Source organism: Pseudomonas sp. zfem002 (genome assembly GCF_032621685.1).
GTDB classification, from domain to species: domain Bacteria; phylum Pseudomonadota; class Gammaproteobacteria; order Pseudomonadales; family Pseudomonadaceae; genus Aquipseudomonas; species Aquipseudomonas japonica.
On record NZ_JAVYJH010000005.1, the window covers coordinates 186,326 to 204,331 of the forward strand.

Annotated in this window: 19 protein-coding genes and 1 tRNA gene; 13 read left to right on the plus strand and 7 right to left on the minus strand. The window is 63.2% G+C overall.

Annotated elements, in window-relative coordinates; genetic code table 11:
• The first annotated feature begins 33 nt into the window (after window positions 1-33).
• A complete protein-coding gene (locus RTI28_RS09615) occupies window positions 34-1,179 on the plus strand; it encodes an MFS transporter (protein WP_316920233.1) in 1,146 nt (381 codons plus the stop codon).
• Between the two features lie 38 nt (window positions 1,180-1,217).
• On the plus strand, window positions 1,218-1,757 hold the full coding sequence (locus tag RTI28_RS09620; RefSeq protein ID WP_316920234.1) for an acireductone dioxygenase: 540 nt from the start codon (window positions 1,218-1,220) through the stop codon (window positions 1,755-1,757).
• 66 nt (window positions 1,758-1,823) lie between these two features.
• Here RTI28_RS09620 and RTI28_RS09625 read toward each other — a convergent pair whose 3' ends face one another.
• A complete protein-coding gene (locus tag RTI28_RS09625; protein ID WP_316920235.1) occupies window positions 1,824-2,096 on the minus strand; it encodes a DUF3509 domain-containing protein in 273 nt (90 codons plus the stop codon).
• A 253-nt stretch (window positions 2,097-2,349) separates the two neighbouring features.
• Here RTI28_RS09625 and RTI28_RS09630 point away from each other — a divergent pair, with 253 nt between their 5' ends.
• Together RTI28_RS09630 and RTI28_RS09635 are read left to right on the plus strand one after the other, a co-directional pair.
• A complete protein-coding gene (locus tag RTI28_RS09630) occupies window positions 2,350-2,892 on the plus strand; it encodes an ankyrin repeat domain-containing protein (RefSeq protein ID WP_410478973.1) in 543 nt (180 codons plus the stop codon).
• Window positions 2,893-2,953: 61 nt separating this feature from the next.
• Complete coding sequence (locus RTI28_RS09635; protein ID WP_316920237.1) at window positions 2,954-3,484, plus strand: hypothetical protein; 531 nt, start codon at window positions 2,954-2,956, stop codon at window positions 3,482-3,484.
• Here the strand turns inward: RTI28_RS09635 and RTI28_RS09640 are convergent.
• On the minus strand, window positions 3,481-4,422 hold the full coding sequence (locus RTI28_RS09640; RefSeq protein WP_316920238.1) for a ZIP family metal transporter: 942 nt from the start codon (window positions 4,420-4,422) through the stop codon (window positions 3,481-3,483). The two genes, RTI28_RS09635 and RTI28_RS09640, sit on opposite strands and share 4 nt — an antisense overlap.
• 126 nt (window positions 4,423-4,548) lie before the next feature.
• On the opposite strand from RTI28_RS09640, the gene RTI28_RS09645 reads away from it, so the two are divergent.
• The 7 genes from RTI28_RS09645 to RTI28_RS09675 all read left to right on the plus strand — a co-directional run bounded on the left by RTI28_RS09645 (window position 4,549) and on the right by RTI28_RS09675 (window position 11,210).
• On the plus strand, window positions 4,549-4,740 hold the full coding sequence (locus tag RTI28_RS09645) for a PLDc N-terminal domain-containing protein (protein ID WP_316920239.1): 192 nt from the start codon (window positions 4,549-4,551) through the stop codon (window positions 4,738-4,740).
• Between the two features lie 163 nt (window positions 4,741-4,903).
• Window positions 4,904-6,964 carry an LTA synthase family protein gene (locus tag RTI28_RS09650; RefSeq protein ID WP_316920240.1) on the plus strand — a complete coding sequence of 687 codons (2,061 nt, stop codon included), beginning with the start codon at window positions 4,904-4,906 and terminating at the stop codon, window positions 6,962-6,964.
• A gap of 154 nt (window positions 6,965-7,118) precedes the next feature.
• Entirely contained in the window at window positions 7,119-7,355 is a 237-nt protein-coding gene (locus tag RTI28_RS09655) for a hypothetical protein (RefSeq protein WP_316920241.1), read from the plus strand.
• 172 nt (window positions 7,356-7,527) lie between these two features.
• A complete protein-coding gene (locus RTI28_RS09660) occupies window positions 7,528-7,857 on the plus strand; it encodes a ribonuclease E inhibitor RraB (protein WP_042122420.1) in 330 nt (109 codons plus the stop codon).
• 204 nt (window positions 7,858-8,061) lie between these two features.
• On the plus strand, window positions 8,062-9,471 hold the full coding sequence (locus RTI28_RS09665) for a circularly permuted type 2 ATP-grasp protein (RefSeq protein WP_316920242.1): 1,410 nt from the start codon (window positions 8,062-8,064) through the stop codon (window positions 9,469-9,471).
• A 3-nt stretch (window positions 9,472-9,474) separates the two neighbouring features.
• Entirely contained in the window at window positions 9,475-10,425 is a 951-nt protein-coding gene (locus RTI28_RS09670; protein WP_042122418.1) for an alpha-E domain-containing protein, read from the plus strand.
• Window positions 10,422-11,210: a transglutaminase family protein gene (locus RTI28_RS09675; protein WP_316920243.1), complete on the plus strand. Its 789-nt coding sequence runs from the start codon at window positions 10,422-10,424 to the stop codon at window positions 11,208-11,210. Before RTI28_RS09670 ends, RTI28_RS09675 begins: the two co-directional genes overlap by 4 nt.
• A gap of 3 nt (window positions 11,211-11,213) precedes the next feature.
• On the opposite strand, the gene RTI28_RS09680 is transcribed toward RTI28_RS09675, so the two are convergent.
• Window positions 11,214-12,014 (minus strand): cytochrome c, encoded by an 801-nt coding sequence (locus RTI28_RS09680; RefSeq protein WP_316920244.1) that lies wholly within the window; start codon window positions 12,012-12,014, stop codon window positions 11,214-11,216.
• 520 nt (window positions 12,015-12,534) lie between these two features.
• On the opposite strand from RTI28_RS09680, the gene RTI28_RS09685 reads away from it, so the two are divergent.
• Window positions 12,535-13,263 (plus strand): amidotransferase, encoded by a 729-nt coding sequence (locus RTI28_RS09685; protein ID WP_316920245.1) that lies wholly within the window; start codon window positions 12,535-12,537, stop codon window positions 13,261-13,263.
• Here RTI28_RS09685 and RTI28_RS09690 read toward each other — a convergent pair.
• From RTI28_RS09690 to RTI28_RS09700, 3 genes are all read right to left on the minus strand, one after another.
• A complete protein-coding gene (locus RTI28_RS09690; RefSeq protein ID WP_316920246.1) occupies window positions 13,241-14,212 on the minus strand; it encodes a magnesium and cobalt transport protein CorA in 972 nt (323 codons plus the stop codon). The two genes, RTI28_RS09685 and RTI28_RS09690, sit on opposite strands and share 23 nt — an antisense overlap.
• Before the next feature lie 66 nt (window positions 14,213-14,278).
• Complete coding sequence (locus RTI28_RS09695) at window positions 14,279-15,001, minus strand: 1-acylglycerol-3-phosphate O-acyltransferase (RefSeq protein ID WP_316920247.1); 723 nt, start codon at window positions 14,999-15,001, stop codon at window positions 14,279-14,281.
• 118 nt (window positions 15,002-15,119) lie between these two features.
• A complete protein-coding gene (locus tag RTI28_RS09700; protein WP_316920248.1) occupies window positions 15,120-15,809 on the minus strand; it encodes a crotonase/enoyl-CoA hydratase family protein in 690 nt (229 codons plus the stop codon).
• Between the two features lie 301 nt (window positions 15,810-16,110).
• On the opposite strand from RTI28_RS09700, the gene RTI28_RS09705 reads away from it, so the two are divergent.
• Window positions 16,111-16,200, plus strand: a tRNA-Ser gene (locus tag RTI28_RS09705).
• Window positions 16,201-16,356: 156 nt separating this feature from the next.
• Here the strand turns inward: RTI28_RS09705 and RTI28_RS09710 are convergent.
• Window positions 16,357-17,970 carry a hypothetical protein gene (locus tag RTI28_RS09710; protein ID WP_316920249.1) on the minus strand — a complete coding sequence of 538 codons (1,614 nt, stop codon included), beginning with the start codon at window positions 17,968-17,970 and terminating at the stop codon, window positions 16,357-16,359.
• Window positions 17,971-18,006 lie beyond the last annotated feature (36 nt).

Genomic DNA, 18,006 nt, shown 5'->3' on the forward strand with positions numbered 1-18,006 from the left:
GGCATCGCCCGTCGCGCCACGGCTCGCTGAGTCGTGGCGCTTCCCTACTGGCGGCTGTCCAGTTTCTACCTCTTCTATTTCGCCCTGCTCGGTTCCACCGCGCCGTTTCTGGCGCTGTATTTCGATCACCTGGGCTTTTCCAGCGCGCGCATCGGCGAACTGGTGGCGATCCCCATGCTGATGCGCTGCGTCGCCCCCAACCTGTGGGGCTGGCTCGGCGATCGCAGCGGCCGGCGCCTGCTCATCGTGCGCCTTGGCGCGCTGTGTACGCTGGCCAGTTTTGCCCTGATCTTCGTCGACAAGAGCTATGCCTGGCTGGCGCTGGTCATGGCCCTGCATGCGTTTTTCTGGCATGCGGTGCTGCCGCAGTTCGAAGTCATCACCCTGGCCCATCTGCAGGGCCAGACCGGACGCTACAGCCAGATCCGCCTGTGGGGCTCCATCGGTTTCATCCTCACCGTGGTCGGCCTGGGCCGTCTGTTCGAATGGCTGAGCCTGGATATCTACCCGGTGGCGCTGGTGTGCATCATGGCCGGGATCGTCCTGGCCAGCCTGTGGGTGCCCAATGCGCAGCCGGTGGAGCAGGCCGAGCGAGCGGCGAGCGGCGGCTTTCTGCGCCAACTGAGCCGCCCCGGGGTGCTGGCGTTCTATATCTGTGTGGCGCTGATGCAGCTCAGCCATGGGCCGTACTACACCTTTCTGACCCTGCACCTGGAGCAACTCGGCTACGCCCGCGGCACCATCGGCATGCTCTGGGCCCTGGGCGTGCTGGCGGAAGTGCTGTTGTTCGTGGTGATGAGCGCAATCCTGGCGCGGGTTTCCCTGCGCCGGGTGCTGCTGGCGAGCTTCCTGCTGGCGGCGTTGCGCTGGGTGCTGCTGGGCAGCTTTGCCGAGCACCTTGGCGTGCTGCTGCTCGCCCAGTTGCTGCACGCGGCGACCTTCGGTGCCTTCCATGCGTCCTGCATCGCCTTCGTCCAGCGCAGTTTCGGCGCGCGCCAGCAGGGCCAGGGCCAGGCGTTCTACGCTGCGTTGTCCGGTACCGGCGGTGCGCTGGGCGCGTTGTACGCGGGGTACAGCTGGAAGACCCTGGGCCCGGGCATCACCTTTAGTATTGCCAGCGTCGCGGCGCTGGCCGCAGCCGTTATCATTGCGACCCGCTTGAAAGAGGACGCCGCGTAGCGTCCTCATCACGTTTTCGAAAGATCAGGAGTTGCCCCTTGAGCATCCTCAGCGTTTATCACCAGTCCACCCCCGACACGCCGAACAAGGTCCTCACCCACGCTGACGACATCGCCGCGACCCTGGCGGAGCAGGGCGTGCACTTCGAGCAGCGCGAGCCGGCCGCGCGGATTCGTCCGGGCACCGGCGCCGATGAAGTGATCGCGGCCTTGCGCGGCCAGCTCGAAGAGCTGGGTAGCGGGGTGCTGGAGGTGTTGAGCGTGCACCCGGAACATGCGCAGAAGGATGAAATTCGCGCAGGCCTGATCGACGAGCGTCGTCACGCCGGCAAGGACCTGCGGTTCTTCGTCAGCGGGCGCGGACTGCTGAATCTGCGTGTCGGCGAGTATGTCTATGCCCTGGTGGGCGAGCGGGGCGATGTGATCAGCCTGCCGGCGGGGACGGCGCAGTGGTTCGATATCGGCGAGCAGCCGAATCTGCTGCTGGTGCGGGAGTTCGAGAGCGAGGCGGGACGCAAGGTCGAGTTGACCGGGGACGAGCGTTCGCGGGCATTTCCGGGGTTGGACGAGACCTTCTAGGTTCGCCGATCCTCGCAGGCGCTGGCTTGCCAGCGAAGGACCGCGGCAAGCCAGCTCGTGCAGTGCTCAACGATAGGTCGGCAGCGCGAACCGCTGCTGACTCTGCAGCATCGAAATCACCGGCAATTCACTGGCCTGCTCGGCCAGGTCGCGGCGAATCGCGCTGATCGCCCAGGACAGCTGCTCGGCACTGTGCAACTGGGCATAGGAAATCGAACGCCGGGTCTGCTTGCCGTCAGCGGCGCGCAGGGTCAGCAGGATGCCGCCGTCCGGGCGCGCTTGAGTGGTGACCTGGTAGGCGGAGAACACCGAGGCGAATTTTTCCTGAATGAGGTCCATATCAGCTCCTGGCTGTGGGTGACAGACATGAACTGAAGGGTGCAGTGAGCGTGCCAGCTTTTATTTATTAAAAAACCTTTTTAAATCAATAGTTTAATCTGTTTCGTCAAAACAGCTTTCGTGCAGACTGCATGGTCGTGCAATTTGCACAGTGCAATTTGCAATGCTTCTGGCCGATCGAACTTTTCGCCCGCTGCAAGGGACTTATCCACATATCCACAGACAAGGCGCTGACAAGGCATTGGGCTTTGTCATGCCGCGGAGGTTCCTTGTGTCCGATCGACGTGAGCCGGTGACCATGACTGCCGAGGAGGCTGCCGCCTTCGCCGCCGAGGTTTTCGAGCGCGCCCGCCAGGGTGATGCCGCCATGCTCGCGCGCTTGCTGGACAGCGGGGTGCCGGCCAATCTGCGCAACCACAAGGGCGATACCCTGCTGATGCTGGCCAGCTACCACGGCCACCTCGATGCCGCGCGGGTGCTGCTGGAGCACGGCGCGGATCCCGCGATCGCCAACGACAACCAGCAGATGCCCCTGGCCGGCGCGGCGTTCAAGGGCGACCTTCCGATGGTCCGCCTGCTGCTGGAGGGCGGCGGCGACCCGGATGCCAGCGCGGGCGACGGGCGTACCGCGCTGATGATGGCGGCGATGTTCAACCGCGTCGCCATCGTCGACTACCTGCTTGAGCAGGGCGCTGATCCCCACCGTCGCGATGTGCGCGGCGCCGATGCCCTGGCTTCGGCCCAGGCCATGGGCGCGGCCGACACCGCCGCGCGCCTGCGGGCGCTGGCCGGCTAACCCCCGGCAGGCGTTTGCGGCTATCCTTGGCGCCTTTTTTCCAGCGGCACAGGGCCTCCCCATGAAAAACCAACTGGTCGAACTCATCGGCAAAATCAGCTCCGGCTGCCTGGCCGAGCAGGATATCGAGCGGATCGCCGACGAAGCGGCGCAGGCCTATGCCGACCCCGAGGGCTTCCTCGCCGCCAACCCCGACATCAACTACGACGACAGCTTCCCGATCCCGCTGGGCGAGTGGGTGGTGGTCGGCAGCCTGCCGGACACCGTGCTGTTCCAGGCGGACACCTATCCGGACCTGCTCGCGCAGATCAGCGATTCGTTCGACAAGAGCGTGCCGTTCAACATCAAGCCCAAGCAACTGGCCAAGGTCGAGCCACTCACCGCGCTCAACCGCATCCAGATCCAGATGGGCAGCATGAACAAGGAAGCCGGCGGCTACGTGTTGATGAACTTCAGTCAGTTGCTCGATGACGAGCTGCAGATGGTCCTGGTGTGTGGCAACGACCTGCCGCGGGTTCTGCAGCTGTGCGCCGAACTGAACATCGCCGCGGCGCCTGCGCTGGAGGCGCTGCGGGTCGCGGTCCACGTTTAACCGAGGGCGGTATCGAGGAACATCATCACGGCGAAGCCGCCCATCAGGCCGAGGGTTGCCGAGGTCTGGTGGCCGTTGCGGTGGGTTTCCGGGATCACTTCGTGGGACACCACGAAAATCATCGCGCCGGCCGCCAGGCCCATGCTGATCGGGTAGGCGAGGGCGAAACCGCTGGAAATCCCCAGGCCGATCACCGCGCCCAGCGGTTCCATCAGGCCCGAGCCGATCGCCACCAAGGCGGCCTTCAGGTTCGACAGGCCGGTGGCGCGCAGGGCCAGGGCCACTGCCAGGCCTTCGGGGATGTCCTGGATGGCGATGGCGCTGGTCAGCGGCAGGCCGACATTCAGGTCGCCGGTGGTGAAGCTCACACCGATGGCCATGCCCTCCGGCAGGTTGTGCAGGGTGATCGCCAGGACGAACAGCCACACCCGGTTGATCCGTTCGGCCTGCGGGCCGCAGGGGCCAGTGCTTTCGTGTTCGTGTGGGGTGAAACGGTCGAGGCCGAGCATCAGCAGTACCCCCAGGCCCATGCCGACCACCACGGTCAGCGCGGCGAACGGGCCGTTGCCGGTGATTTCGCGGGCGGCGTCGAGGCCTGGCAGGATCAGGGAAAAGGAACTGGCGGCGAGCATCATCCCGGCCGCGAAGCCGAGCATGACGTCCTGGGTGCGCGCGCTGACTTCGCGCAGGACCACGGCAAGCACAGCGCCCAGCGCCGTGGCGGCGAAGCCGGCGAGGCCGCCGAGCATGGCCATGTGCAGGTTTTCCTGGTGATCGCCGTGAACCGCGTTCCAGGCGCTGGCGCCCATCAGCCAGAGCACCGCGAGCAGGCTCAAACCAAGGCCGGCACTGAGCCAGGGGGTCGATTGCACCTGCTGCAGCCAGGCATTGAGCATCGGCGTGGGCGCGGAGGGGCTGTGGGTCTGGGCTGGGGGCATGGGCATCTCTCCGGAAAAACGATGAAACAAGTTTAGGCGGGGGGCCGGAACGACCTCCAGGCAAGGACGTCTATAGGGCCAATAGCCAGCTATCCTCTCGGAAGCGCTTGAATTGGGAGCAACAAAATGGGTTCGACGTTCAACGGCCTCGCCGGTCTGGTCATTCTCGCCCTGGATATCTGGGCCATCCTCAATGTGATCAAAAGCAGCGCGGGGGGCGGCGCCAAGGTCCTGTGGATTCTCCTGATCATCCTCCTGCCGGTACTCGGCCTGATCATCTGGGCCATTGCCGGACCACGCGGAAATGTGCGTTTATAGGTCTCGTCCGCGCCTCAACGAAATTTTCACAATCGATTGAAGACAATCGCGCGCGCAATTATCCATTCGCCTAATGGTTCGGCCGCTCGGGAAATCCACCCGGGTGCCGCCGCTTCGCGTCAATGTGCCTCCCATAACCAGATTTTCAGGGATCTTCCACTTCATGGCTAAAACGGACGCCTCGCGCCTGCAACCGACGGTCAAATCACACCTGCTCTACACCCTGCTGTGCGGCCTGGTGATCATGCTGATGCTCAGCCTGGTGCGCTTCGCGCTGCTGGTCTACAACAGCGAAATGATCGGCGAGACGCCGTACTCGACCGTCGCCGAAGGCTTCCTCAACGGCTTGCGCTTCGACCTGCGCGTGGTGGTGTACCTGAGCATTCCGCTGCTGCTGGCGATCCTCAGCGCCCGGGCCATGGCCGCGCGCGGGCTGTTCCGCCTGTGGCTGAGCGTGGCCTCCAGTGTCGTGCTGTTCCTCGGCCTGGTGGAAATGGACTTCTATCGCGAGTTCCACCAGCGCCTCAACGGCTTGGTCTTCCAGTACATCAAGGAAGATCCGAAGACCGTCTCGAGCATGATCTGGTACGGCTTCCCGGTGGTCCGCTACCTGCTGGCCTGGGCCATCGGCACCGTGGTCATGAGCCTGGCCTTCAAGGGTATCGATCGTCTCACCCGCCCTCGCAGCCAGTACCAGAGCAACCTGGCTGGCGTGCGCAGCGTGGCGCCGTGGTATGTGCGTGGCGTGGTGTTCTTCATGATCCTGCTGGTGGCCGTGGTCGCCGCCCGCGGCACCCTGCGCCAGGGCCCGCCGATGCGCTGGGGGGATGCCTTCACCACCGATTCCAACTTCGTCAACCAGCTCGGCCTGAACGGCACCCTGACCCTGATCGACGCCGCCAAGAGCCGCATGTCCGAGGACCGCGACAATATCTGGAAGTCGACCCTCGATCCGCAGGTGGCGCAGCAGACCGTGCGCGACATGCTGCTGACCCCGCACGACACGCTGGTCGATGCCGACAGCGCCGCCGTGCGCCGTGACTTCAACCCGCCGGCGCAGAACACCCTGCCGATCAAGAACGTGGTGGTGATCCTCATGGAAAGCTTCGCTGGCCACTCCGTGGGCGCGCTGGGTGCCGAGGGCAACATCACCCCGTACTTCGACAAGCTGGCCGAAGAAGGCCTGCTGTTCGAGCGCTTCTTCTCCAACGGCACCCATACCCACCAGGGCATGTTCGCCACCATGGCCTGCTTCCCCAACCTGCCGGGCTTCGAATACCTGATGCAGACCCCGGAAGGCGGTCACAAGCTGTCCGGCCTGCCGGCGCTGCTCAGTGCCCGCGACTATGACGACGTCTACGTCTACAACGGTGATTTCGCCTGGGACAACCAGTCCGGCTTCTTCGGCAACCAGGGCATGACCACCTTCATCGGCCGCAACGACTTCGTCAATCCGGTGTTCTCCGACCCGACCTGGGGCGTGTCCGACCAGGACATGTTCGACCGCGGTGCCCAGGAGCTGGCGCACAATTACGGCAAGAAACCGTTCTATGCCCTGCTGCAGACCCTGTCCAACCACACGCCATACGCATTGCCGAAGAACCTGCCGGTGGAGCCGGTGACCGGCCACGGTCGTCTGGACGAGCACCTGACCGCGATGCGCTACTCCGACTGGGCCCTGGGCCAGTTCTTCGAGAAGGCGCGCAAGGAGCCGTACTTCAAGGAAACCCTGTTCGTCATCGTCGGCGACCACGGTTTCGGCAACAACCAGCAGGTCACCGAGATGGACCTCGGCCGTTTCAACGTGCCGATGCTGCTGATCGCTCCGGGCATCCAGGAGAAATTCGGCAAGCGCAGCGATGTCGTCGGTACCCAGATCGACATCGTGCCGACCATCATGGGCCGCCTGGGCGGTGAAACCCGTCACCAGTGCTGGGGCCGCGACCTGCTCAACCTGCCGGAAGGCGACCAGGGCATCGGCATGGTCAAGCCGTCGGGCAGCGACCAGAACGTGTTCCTGATCCAGGGCGACCACATTCTCATCGAGTCCAAGGAAGCCGCGCCGATCGTGTATCGCTACAAACTCGGTCGCGAGTTCAGCGCCGAGCGCGTCGATGACGCCGAGAAGGCGCTGATGGTGAAGAAACTCGAGTCGTTCATCCAGACCGCGACCAAGAGCCTGATGGACAACACCGCCGGTGTGGTCCACGGCATTCCGGAGTGACCGGCTGACGCTGTTGCAGACCCCTCGGACCCCGGCTTGCCGGGGTCTTTTTTTCCCGCGGCGCCGTCCATGCGGCTGGAACGATGTCCTCTGCCAGGGGTCAACGGGAAGTAGGCTGGACATACCCCGTATTTCCGTTCGAGGACTACGCCAGATGAAAGAGTGGGAAATCACCTTCGTGGACCAGAAAGGCGAGCGCACCTCGCTGTTCTTCGCCTGTGCCAACCGCCCGAGCATCGAAGAGGCCGCGCGGCGAGTACGCGGTCACCTGTTCCCGGTCATGGATGAACTCGACCTCAATGACTTCCAGGACCGCGCCGACTGCCCCACCGCCAAGTGGCTGAAGGAGCAGAGCGGTGTGGAAATCACCGCGATCACCGAACGAACCTGAATCGTCTCAGCTGGCGATGTGCCAAGCCTGACGCTACGCTGCAAACAGGGTCGCGCTTTTCGGCGCCGGCCTTTGCCGTCGTTACACCCGCTCGAGAACCCCGCCCGCCAACGGCGCAAGGGGTTGGTGCGAATGCACCGAAAGTCTATCCATCGCATGAGGAGGACGATTCATGAGCAACCTGTACGAAGACATCAGCAGCACCGTACTGCGCCGCATGAAAGAAGGCGGCTTCGACTTCACGCAAATCCACCCCATCGAGTTTTACGCGGTATTCCCGGACGAGGAGCGGGCGCGCAGGGCTGCGGGCAAGTTTCGTGGCGAGTCGCTGTGCGCCCTGGTGCATGAAAGCGACGAAGGCTGGCAACTGGAACTGAGCAAGATCATGTACGCCACCCATGGCGGGATCGGTGAATTCGAACAGGATTTCGAAGCGGTCATCCGACCATTGGGGGGCGAGGCCCAGGGCTGGGGAGTCAAGCAGGAGCGTCCCCTGGCCTGAACCATTGTCCGGGGTTGCGGCCGACGCCGCCCCGGGCCCATCGGCGCTTCGCAATGAAGCGTGTGCTCCAAGGCGAGGGGCGTGGCTGCACAACTCTGGTGCGGCATCTTTCCAAGACTATTCCAACTCCTTGATTGAAAAGGTTTTATGCCGCTGGCACGGGCTTTGCGACGCTGCCTGGGCACGGGTGACAAGGAGTTCGGCATGATTCGCAGATTCTATGATGAGATGTACGCCGCCGACGGTCAGCTCCGTCCGCATTACCGGGAATTCGCCCGCTGGCTGGCGCAGACGCCGCCCGAACTGCTGGCGCAGCGCCGCCGCGAGGCCGACCTGCTGTTCCACCGCGCCGGTATCACCTTCACCCTGTACGGCGACGAACAGGGCACCGAGCGCCTGATTCCCTTCGACACCATTCCCCGGGCCATTCCCGCCAGCGAGTGGCGGGTGGTGGAGCGCGGCTGTATCCAGCGGGTCAAGGCCCTGAATCTGTTTCTCGCCGACCTGTATCACGACCAGCGGATCATCCGCGCCGGGATCATTCCCGCCGAGCAGGTCCTGGCCAATGACCAGTACCAGCTGGCGATGCAGGGCCTGAGCCTGCACCGCGATCTCTATGCACACATTTCCGGCGTCGATCTGGTGCGCGATGGCGACGGTACCTACTACGTCCTCGAAGACAACCTGCGCACCCCCAGCGGTGTCAGCTACATGCTCGAAGACCGCAAGATGATGATGCGCCTGTTCCCGGAGCTGTTCGCCGCGCAGCGCATCGCGCCCATCGATCACTACCCGAACCTGCTCCTCGACACCCTGAAGAGCGCCAGTCCGCTGGACGATCCCAGTGTCGTGGTGCTGACGCCGGGACGTTTCAACAGCGCCTTCTTCGAACATGCCTTCCTCGCCCGGGAGATGGGCGTGGAACTGGTGGAAGGCGCCGACCTGTTCGTGCGCGACGAACGGGTGTTCATGCGCACCACCGGCGGACCGAAGCCGGTGGACGTGATCTACCGCCGCCTCGACGACGCCTACCTCGATCCGTTGGCGTTCAACCCGGAATCCATGCTGGGCGTGCCGGGCCTGCTGTCCGCCTACCGCTGCGGCAACGTGGTGCTGGCCAACGCCATCGGCACCGGCGTGGCCGATGACAAGTCGGTCTATCCCTATGTCACCGACATGATCCGCTTCTACCTCGACGAGGAGCCGATCCTGAAGAACGTGCCGACCTGGCAATGCCGCAATCCCGCCGAACTGTCCCATGTGCTGGCCAACCTGCCGCAGCTGGTGGTCAAGGAAACCCAGGGCTCCGGTGGCTACGGCATGCTGGTCGGACCCGCTTCGACCCAGGCCGAGATCGCCGCCTTCGCCGAGCGCATCAAGGCCCGTCCGGCGGCCTATATCGCCCAGCCGACGCTGTCGCTGTCGACCTGCCCGACCTTCGTCGAGAACGGCATTGCGCCGCGGCATATCGACTTGCGCCCGTTCGTCCTTTCCGGTCGCGAAACCCGCGTGGTGCCTGGCGGCCTGACCCGGGTGGCGCTGCGCGAGGGCTCGCTGGTGGTGAACTCGTCCCAGGGGGGCGGTACCAAGGACACCTGGGTGGTGGAGGACTGAACCATGCTCAGCAGAACCGCTTCCGACCTGTACTGGATGTCGCGCTATCTGGAGCGCGCGGAAAACCTCGCGCGGATGCTCGACGTCAGCTATTCGCTGTCGCTGATGCCCCAGGACGGGCAGGGCGATGGCCTCGACGAGATGACCCTGGCCCTGCGCATCACCGGCACCCTGGACGACTACCTGGCCCGTCATGGCCAGTTGCATGCCGAGCGCCTGCTGCACTTCTTCGCGCTCGACCCGGACAACCCGGCGAGCATCTACAGTTGCCTCGGCGCGGCGCGGGCCTGTGCCCATGCGGTGCGCGGCAAGATCACCGCCGACATGTGGGAGAACATCAACGCCACCTGGCTGGAGATCCGCGGCATCGCCGAGCAGGGCCTCGGTCGCTATGGCATGAGCCGCTTCTGCGAATGGATCAAGGAGCGTTCGCACCTGTTTCGCGGCGCCACCTACGGCACCATCATGCGCAACGATGCGTTCCGCTTCATCCGCCTGGGCATCTTCATCGAACGGGCCGACAACACCCTGCGCCTGCTCGATGCGCGCTACGAGATGTTCGGCGAGGCGGCGGAGACCGTCAGCGACAGTTCCGCCCGCGGTTATTACCAGTGGAGTGCATTGCTCCGCGCCCTGTCCTCGTTCGAGGCGTATACCGAGATCTACCGCGACGCCCCCACCGCGCAGCAGGTGGCCGAACTGCTGCTCCTGCGTGCCGATGTGCCCCGTTCCCTGCGCGCCTGCACCGAGGAAATCGACCAGATCCTCGCCAGCCTGCCCGGCAGCAATGGCCGACCGGCGCAGCGGCTGGCGGCGGAGGTGGATGCGCGCCTGCGCTACACCGGCATCGACGAAGTCCTCGCCCATGGGCTGCATCCCTGGTTGAACCAGTACATTCCGCTGGTGCGCGAACTGGGCAATGCCATTCACAGCGCTTATCTGGAGCTCGTATGAGACTGACCATCAGCCACGAAACCGCCTACCACTACGAAGACCAGGTGCGCACCAGCATCCAGTACCTGCGCCTGACACCGCCGGACAACCAGCGCCAGCAGGTGCTGCAATGGCACCTGGAGCTGCCGCGCCCGGTTCAGGCCCGGCGTGATCCGTTCGGCAACATCCTGCACGTCCTGAGCCTCGAGGAACCCCATGCCGACCTGCTGATCGCCGCGCACGGAGAAGTCGAGATCGACCCGCACCTGGAGGCGGAACAGGACAGCCAGTCGCCCCTGCCATTCCTGCGTTTCACCCGCCTGACCGAGGCCGACCAGGCCCTGCGTGCGTTTGCCGGCCGGCACTGTGGCGAGCACCGCGACCGTGCCGCGCTGATCGGTCTGATGGGCGCCTTGCATGAGCACATGGCCTACCGCCCCGGTGCCACCGCGGTCGACACCAGTGCCGCGCAGGCCTTCGCCGGTGGCGCCGGGGTGTGCCAGGACCACGCCCATGCCTTCATCGCCTGCGCCCGTAGTCTCCAGGTGCCGGCGCGCTACGTTTCGGGCTACCTGTTCGATAACGCCAACCAGCACATGGCCAGCCACGCCTGGGCCGAGGCCTGGCTGGACGACGCCTGGTACAGCTTCGACGTGACCAACCAGCTGGCCGTGCCGGAACGCCACCTGAAGCTGGCGGTGGGCCTGGATTACCTGGATGCCTGCCCGGTGCGCGGCATGCGTCGCGGTGGTGGGTACGAGCAGATGCACGCCAATGTGCTGGTGAGCTCCGGGTTCAACCAGTAGGTCTCAGGATTTGCGCTTGGCCATGTGGCTCAGGTAAGCGAGCAGGGCGTCGAGGTCGGCGTCCGGCAGCACATCGGGGCTGAAGCCGGGCATGCGCGCCTGTGGCCACTGGCGCAGATCCTGCGGATTGCGGATATAACGGCGCAGGAATTCCGGGCGAAAATATTCCGTAGGGTTGTGCGGCAGGTTCAGGTCCGGACCGAACTGGGCATCGCCAGCGCCGTTGAGGCGATGACAGGCCAGGCAGTTTTTCTGGAACAGGGCGAAGCCGCGGCTGATCGGGTCGTCGGCGCGCAGTCCGGCTGCCGGAAGCAGGGCGGGAAAGCGCTCGGCGACCGGCTGCAGGCGGCGGATGCTGGCGACCTGGTAAGGCCATTGTTCCGGGCTGATACCCCCGGCCCGCGGATTGGTCCAGACCAGGTAGAAGGGACCGGCGCTGGGTTTGTCCTGGCCCAGTGGGGGCCAGGGCTGCTTCGGGTCCTCCACCGCCAGCCAGGCTTGCGCGGGGGCGGACTGGAGCAGGGGGCCGGCCGGCATTTCCGCGGCGAAGCCATCGAGGGCCACGGCCTGCAGGTGATCGTCCGGCTTGATACCGGTCAGCAGCGCGGCCAGCGGCACGGCGCGGTAGTGCATGGTCTTTTTGTAGGAAACGTCCTGGTCAATGCGGATGTCCCGCGCCTGCGGATGCTTGAGCAGGGCGTCGCTGTCCCACTGGCGGCTAGTGGCGCCAAGCTCCAGGGTCAACTGTGCGGCGTACGACGGCAGGCCCAGCAGGGCGAGCAGGAGGATGAGGCAGCGGCGCATGGGCGAGTCTCCAGCCAGTGAAGGTCGGCAGCATACACCAGCGCTGAAATGACACTGAAAGACGATCGCTCAGCCGAACAGACGAGTCATGTTCGGCAGGATCAGCAGCAGTGTGGTGGCGAACAGAATGAGTCCCGCCTGACGTACCTTGTGTTGTTTGAGCATGGCTGTCTGCCTTTTTGTTGTTATTCCTGAGAGCCGGTTGGCATCCTTGTCCCGGGTCCGGCGGTGTCTCTGCGGACACTGTTTTCGGACCTGCTGTTAATGGGTATACAACCTGGATTGCCGTAACGTTACCGCTGTTTTAGAACGCTTTCGTCTGTACTTTGGTCGCGAAAGACCTTTTTTTCATGAGGCTATATGCCATCCGTGCACGACATGCCTGACTAGACACATGCACGGGATACACACACGGGCTGCACGGAAATGACCGTTCGTCCGAGGGAATGCTTGCCTGCTGCCGATATTCGCGGCAGGCTTCACCGGTGTTTTTTCACCACTGTCGTTCAGGGCCAAGTCTATGTCGTTACGCATCTGCATCCTGGAAACCGACGTCCTGCGACCCGAGCTGGTCGAGCAGTATCAGGGCTATGGACGGATGTTCGAGCAACTGTTCTCCCAGCAACCGATCGCTGCCGAATTCACCGTGTACAACGTGATGAACGGCCACTATCCGCCCGATGATGCGGTCTTCGATGCTTATCTGGTGACCGGCAGCAAGGCCGATTCGTTCGGTGACGATCCGTGGATCGGCACGCTCAAGGCGTTCCTGCTGGATCGCTACCAGCGCGGCGACAAGCTGCTGGGCGTGTGTTTCGGTCATCAGTTGCTGGCCCTGCTACTGGGCGGCAGGACCGAGCGTGCCAGCCAGGGCTGGGGTGTCGGCACCCACCGCTACGTGATGGCTGCGCGCGCGCCGTGGATGAGCCCGCAGGTGGAAGAACTGACCCTGCTGATCAGTCACCAGGATCAGGTCACCGCGCTACCGGAAAACGCCACCGTGATCGCGTCCAGCGATTTCTGCCCGTATGCGGCGTATCACATCGGCGATCAGGTGCTGTGCTTCCAGGGCCACCCGGAGTTCATCCACGACTATTCCCGCGCGCTGCTCGACCTGCGCCAGGAGAACCTCGGTGCCGAGGTCTACCGCAAGGGCATCGACAGCCTCGGCGTGGAGCACCACGGGCAGACTGTCGCCGAATGGATGATGCGTTTCGTCGCCCAGCCTAAAGCCACCCCGAACGCTTGAAGCTGCCGTACAGCGCGGTGCAACCCAGCACGATGCCGCCCAGCACGGCGAAGTAGCCGTAGTGCCAGCTCAGCTCCGGCATGTTCTGGAAGTTCATGCCGTAGATTCCCGCCACCGCGGTGGGAAACGCCAGGATCGCCGCCCAGGCGGCGAACTTGCGTTGCACGATGCTTTGCCGTGACGACTCCAGCAGCATGCCGATCTCGATGGTCTGGCTGGCCAGGTCGCGGATCCCCGCCAGGTCTTCCATCTGCCGCGTCACGTGGATCTGCACGTCGCGAAAGTACGGGCGCATGTTCTTGTCGATGAAGGGGAAGGTCAGGCGCTGCAGTTCCTCGCTGATTTCCACCATCGGCGCGACATAGCGGCGCAGCCGCAGGATGTCGCGGCGCAGGTTGTGGATGCGGCGGATGTCGTCCTCCACCAGCGAGGCGCTGAGCACGCTCTGCTCCAGCTCCTCGATCTCGCCGTGAATGGCTTCGCTGACGGGCTGGTAGTTCTCGGTGACGAAGTCGAGCAGGGCGTACAGGACGAAATCCTCGCCATGTTCCAGCAACAGCGGGCGTGCTTCGCAGCGCTGACGGACCAGGGCGTAGGATTTCGAGTGCCCGTTGCGGCAGGTGATGATGTAGCCGTTGCCGGCGAAGATATGGGTTTCGATGAATTCCAGCTTGCCGTCCTGGCGCACCGGCGAGTAGGTGACGATGAACAGTGCGTCGCCGAAGGTTTCCAGCTTCGGCCGGCTGTGCTTTTCCAGGGCGTCTTCGATGGCCAGTTCGTGCAGGTTGAACTGGCGTTGCAGATTGGCCAGTTCCTGGGCGTTGGGTTCTTCCAGGCCGATCCAGACGAAATGCCCGGGCTTCTTCGCCCATTCGGCGCCCTCGTCGAGGCTGATGTTGGTGACCTTCCTGCCGGCGCTGTACACCGCCGCTGCTACGACTCGACCCATGGTTGTGCGTATCTCCGCGTTGACGTGACAGACAGCTTGGTCTGACCCCGGTGAAACGGCAACTGCTCAGCCGCGCTGGCGTTCACGTTCCATCAGGTCGATGCAGGCCTGCATCTGCGTGCGACATTGTTCGATCAGCGCCGGGATGTCCTGCTGGGTCATGCCCGCGGTGGCAATGGGCGGCAGCGAACGGATCAGCACCCGCTCCTTGCGCCAGCCGTTGAGGTTGAGGCGCCTGGCGTAGCGGCTGACGCAGACCGGGACGATCGGCACGCCGGCGTCGATGGCCATGTGGAAAGCGCCTTTCTTGAACGCCAGCAACGTCTCGCCGGGGTTGCGCGTGCCTTCCGGGAAGATCCAGATCGAGGTGTCGTTTTCCCGCAGCGTACGGGTGGTGGTCTGCAGCGCGCGGCGCGCCTGGTAGGCATTGCCGCGATCGATCAGGACATTGCCGCCGAGCCAGAACAACTGGCCGAACAGCGGAATCCAGCCGAGGCTTTTCTTGCCGATGCACACGGTGCGCGGTGGCACGACGTGGCCAAGCACGAACAGATCGTAGTTGGACTGGTGGTTGGCGATGATCACGCAGCCTGGCGGCTGGTCGAACAGCGGGCCGACCTCGGTGTCGACCTTGAGCCGCAGCAGCCAGCTCGAGGGCCAGGCGTACAGGCGCGCATAGAGGCGGCTGTTGTCGGGGTTGAACGGACGGCACAGGCCGATGAACAGGCCGATCAGGCCCACCAGGATGAAATGCGCGCCCAGCAGGAGCATGCGAGGAAGGAAGAGCATTGTGCGACTCGTTCGACAAAACGCGAGGGAGTGTACGGATGTGCACCGACGGCGGCAAACCTCCTGTTTGTCGAAATGTGCGCCCCGGGCCAGGCGTCGGATGGCCCGGGGCGGACGATCAGGCCAGGTGTTCCTGATCGCGGATGATCGCGTCGTCGAGGATCTCGAGCAGCGCCTTGCGCACTTTCAGCTTGGTGTTGCGGTGCGCGTTCATGTTGATCTTCTTCAGTTGGCGGGCCGCGGCCAGGGCGGTTTCCAGCAGCTGTTCGGCAGGCACCACCTTGTCGAGGAAGCCGGCATCCACGGCGCTGACCGGGTCGAACATCTCACCGTTGATCACCGAACGGTGGAACGCCGAACGGCGCAGGCGATCGCGGGCCAGCTCGATGCCGGCGTGGTGCATGGTCATGCCGATCTGCACCTCGTTCAGGCCGATGCTGAACGGACCCTCGACGCCGATGCGGTAATCCGCCGAGAGCAGCAGGAAGGCACCCTTGGCCACGGCATGGCCGGGGCAGGCGACGATCACCGGGAAGGGGTGGGAGAGCAGGCGGCGGGCCAGGGTCGAGCCGGCGGTGACCAGCGCTACCGCGGCTTGCGGGCTGGAGGTCATCACTTTGAGGTCGTAGCCGCCGGAAAGGATGCCCGGCTGGCCGGTGACGATGACCACGGCACGGTCCTCGCTGGCGCGGTCCAGTGCCGCGTTGAAGGCGGCGATGACGTCGGGGGAAATGGCGTTGACCTTGCCGTTGTTCAGGGTCAGGGTCGCGATGCCATCTTCGAGGTGGTAGGTAATCAGCTCACTCATGACGGAAGTCCTTGCGGGAGAAGTGGCGAGAAAAGTGGCAAGACGTTACCCAGCCGCCGGGGTCAGGTAAAGCACGATGACTGACTGGCTGGTCACTGTTTCCCCCTGTGCCCTTGTCTGGCGGGAGCAGGGGGGAAAGGAACGGCAAAGCGCACCATGGATTGGCCAAAATGCCTTGGCTCGCCGCGCTTTTTCGGGCCTCGGCATAAATATTTGAAAATTCTGAAAAAAACCTTTGCCAAGTGAAAGGCTTTCGACTAAATTAGCGCGCCTCGACAGGCTGAACTGCTTGAAGAGATCCGGTGAAGTGTCCGAGCGGTTGAAGGAGCACGCCTGGAAAGTGTGTATACAGGAAACTGTATCAAGGGTTCGAATCCCTTCTTCACCGCCACTTTCGCAATACCGAAAAGCCCCTGGAAACGATGAGTTTCCGGGGGCTTTTTGTTTTGTTCGTGTTTTTCGGGTATCGGAACGCGCAGCGGGGTCTTCGCAAACAAAAATGCCAGTCAGGGTGACTGACTGGCATGGGGGCTCAGCGATCTATCGATCAGGCCACAGCGCTTTGTATCCTTGCCCGTGGTTTTTTCAGCGCAGCGACGAGAAGGGCTGCGATGGGGATCATGAAAGCGAAGATGCCGTGCGGGTAAGTGAAGCTTGCGACAATGGAGACCTGGGTCAGGTAGTAGGCAAACGAGCAGGCTGCCACGGTGAAACCGATGAACAGCGGGCTGGCGCTGGCACTGCCGATAGTCCCGAGGATGCCGAGGAAGACCCCGCAAAGGATCATCACGCAAATCGCCCAGGGCAGACCGATTTCACCATAAGCGGACAGGGTGGCGGGTGCCGGTTGTTGTCCTTGGGCCCAGTCGACTTCCGGATACATGGCATTGAATACCTTGATTGGCAGTACGCACTGCGGTTCCGGCATGCCGAAGACTTTGCGTACCAGATTGCCCTGAATGCCGCAGCGCTCCGACTCGTCTTCGAACATTGCAACGTAGAACGGCATTGCTGCCGCCATTCGGTGCAAGGCGTCCCCTGAAAGCCGTTTTATGTAGGACATGATCAGGCCACCGTCCAGCTTCACCAGGGTCGTCTCAGGCTTGGGTTCGCTGACCTCAACACTTGCCTCGAGCTGTGGAACCGGCACGGGGGCTGTGATGGTTGGGGCGGTGGTCGTCGCCGAGACGGAGTTTTTGGCGGCGGTGTCCTTGGAGTGAGCGTCCTTCGCGTGGGAATCTTTCGGGTGAGTGCCCTTTGCGTGATTCGTTGTTTCGGAGGCGGCAGGTGTTATCGAGGGAATCGCCGGCTTGGTGGTGATCTTTATTTCCGTGGTTTCCGTGGCCGCAGTGGCAGTTTCCTGTGTCGTTTCGGTGTCCTGCGCAGCAGGCGGTGCGGTCATGGCATAGCCGGTCAGAATGAACGCTGATACCGAAACAGCGCTGACGATTGCAACGTACTTGATCTTGGCTCTGGTCAATACGAACGCTGCGCCCATCATGATCAGATAGATGAGAATCTGCGCCTTGGAATAAGTGGCGGTGATGGTGAACAGGAAGAACACAAAGGACACGATAAACAGGATCAGATCGCTGATTTTTCCGCCCTGCATGACATAAGCGATGAATGCCAGGATAGGAATGATCAGGTTGATGCCATAGGCAAAGGCGAAGAACGTGAAGCCCAGGTTCTCCAGAAGATTCAGCCGGCGCGTCGTTTTCGAAATATAGTCGCCGCCCGACAGCAGGCCGGTGTCCAGCGCACCGGCGGCATGCAGGGTCATTGTGCAGTAGACAATGCTGATCAGTGCGATCACCCAGAGTACCGGCGTCAGTATCTGCAGTTCGGCAGCCGCGACTTTGTTCAGCACTTTGGCCGGGCGTTTCAGCAGTTTCACCGTCAGCCAGGCGGCCAGTGGAACGATCACGACCGGCAGGTAGAGGAGGGCCAGATAGGTCGGCGAGCCTATCATTTCAAAGGCTTTGCCTGCCAACGCGGTGCCGCGGTTGGTGATATATTCGGCGCCACCTGGCAACAAATAGATGGTTGCTGCCAATAGTGTGGTGATTGCATAGGAAATTAAATAAACAGCCGTAGGCATTGATGTTGTAATTGTCTTTGTCAATGCCGGACTTCCATGCTTCCAGAAGTTTACAAACATCTGCGGATGCCTTTCGTCTAAATATTGGCGTATATC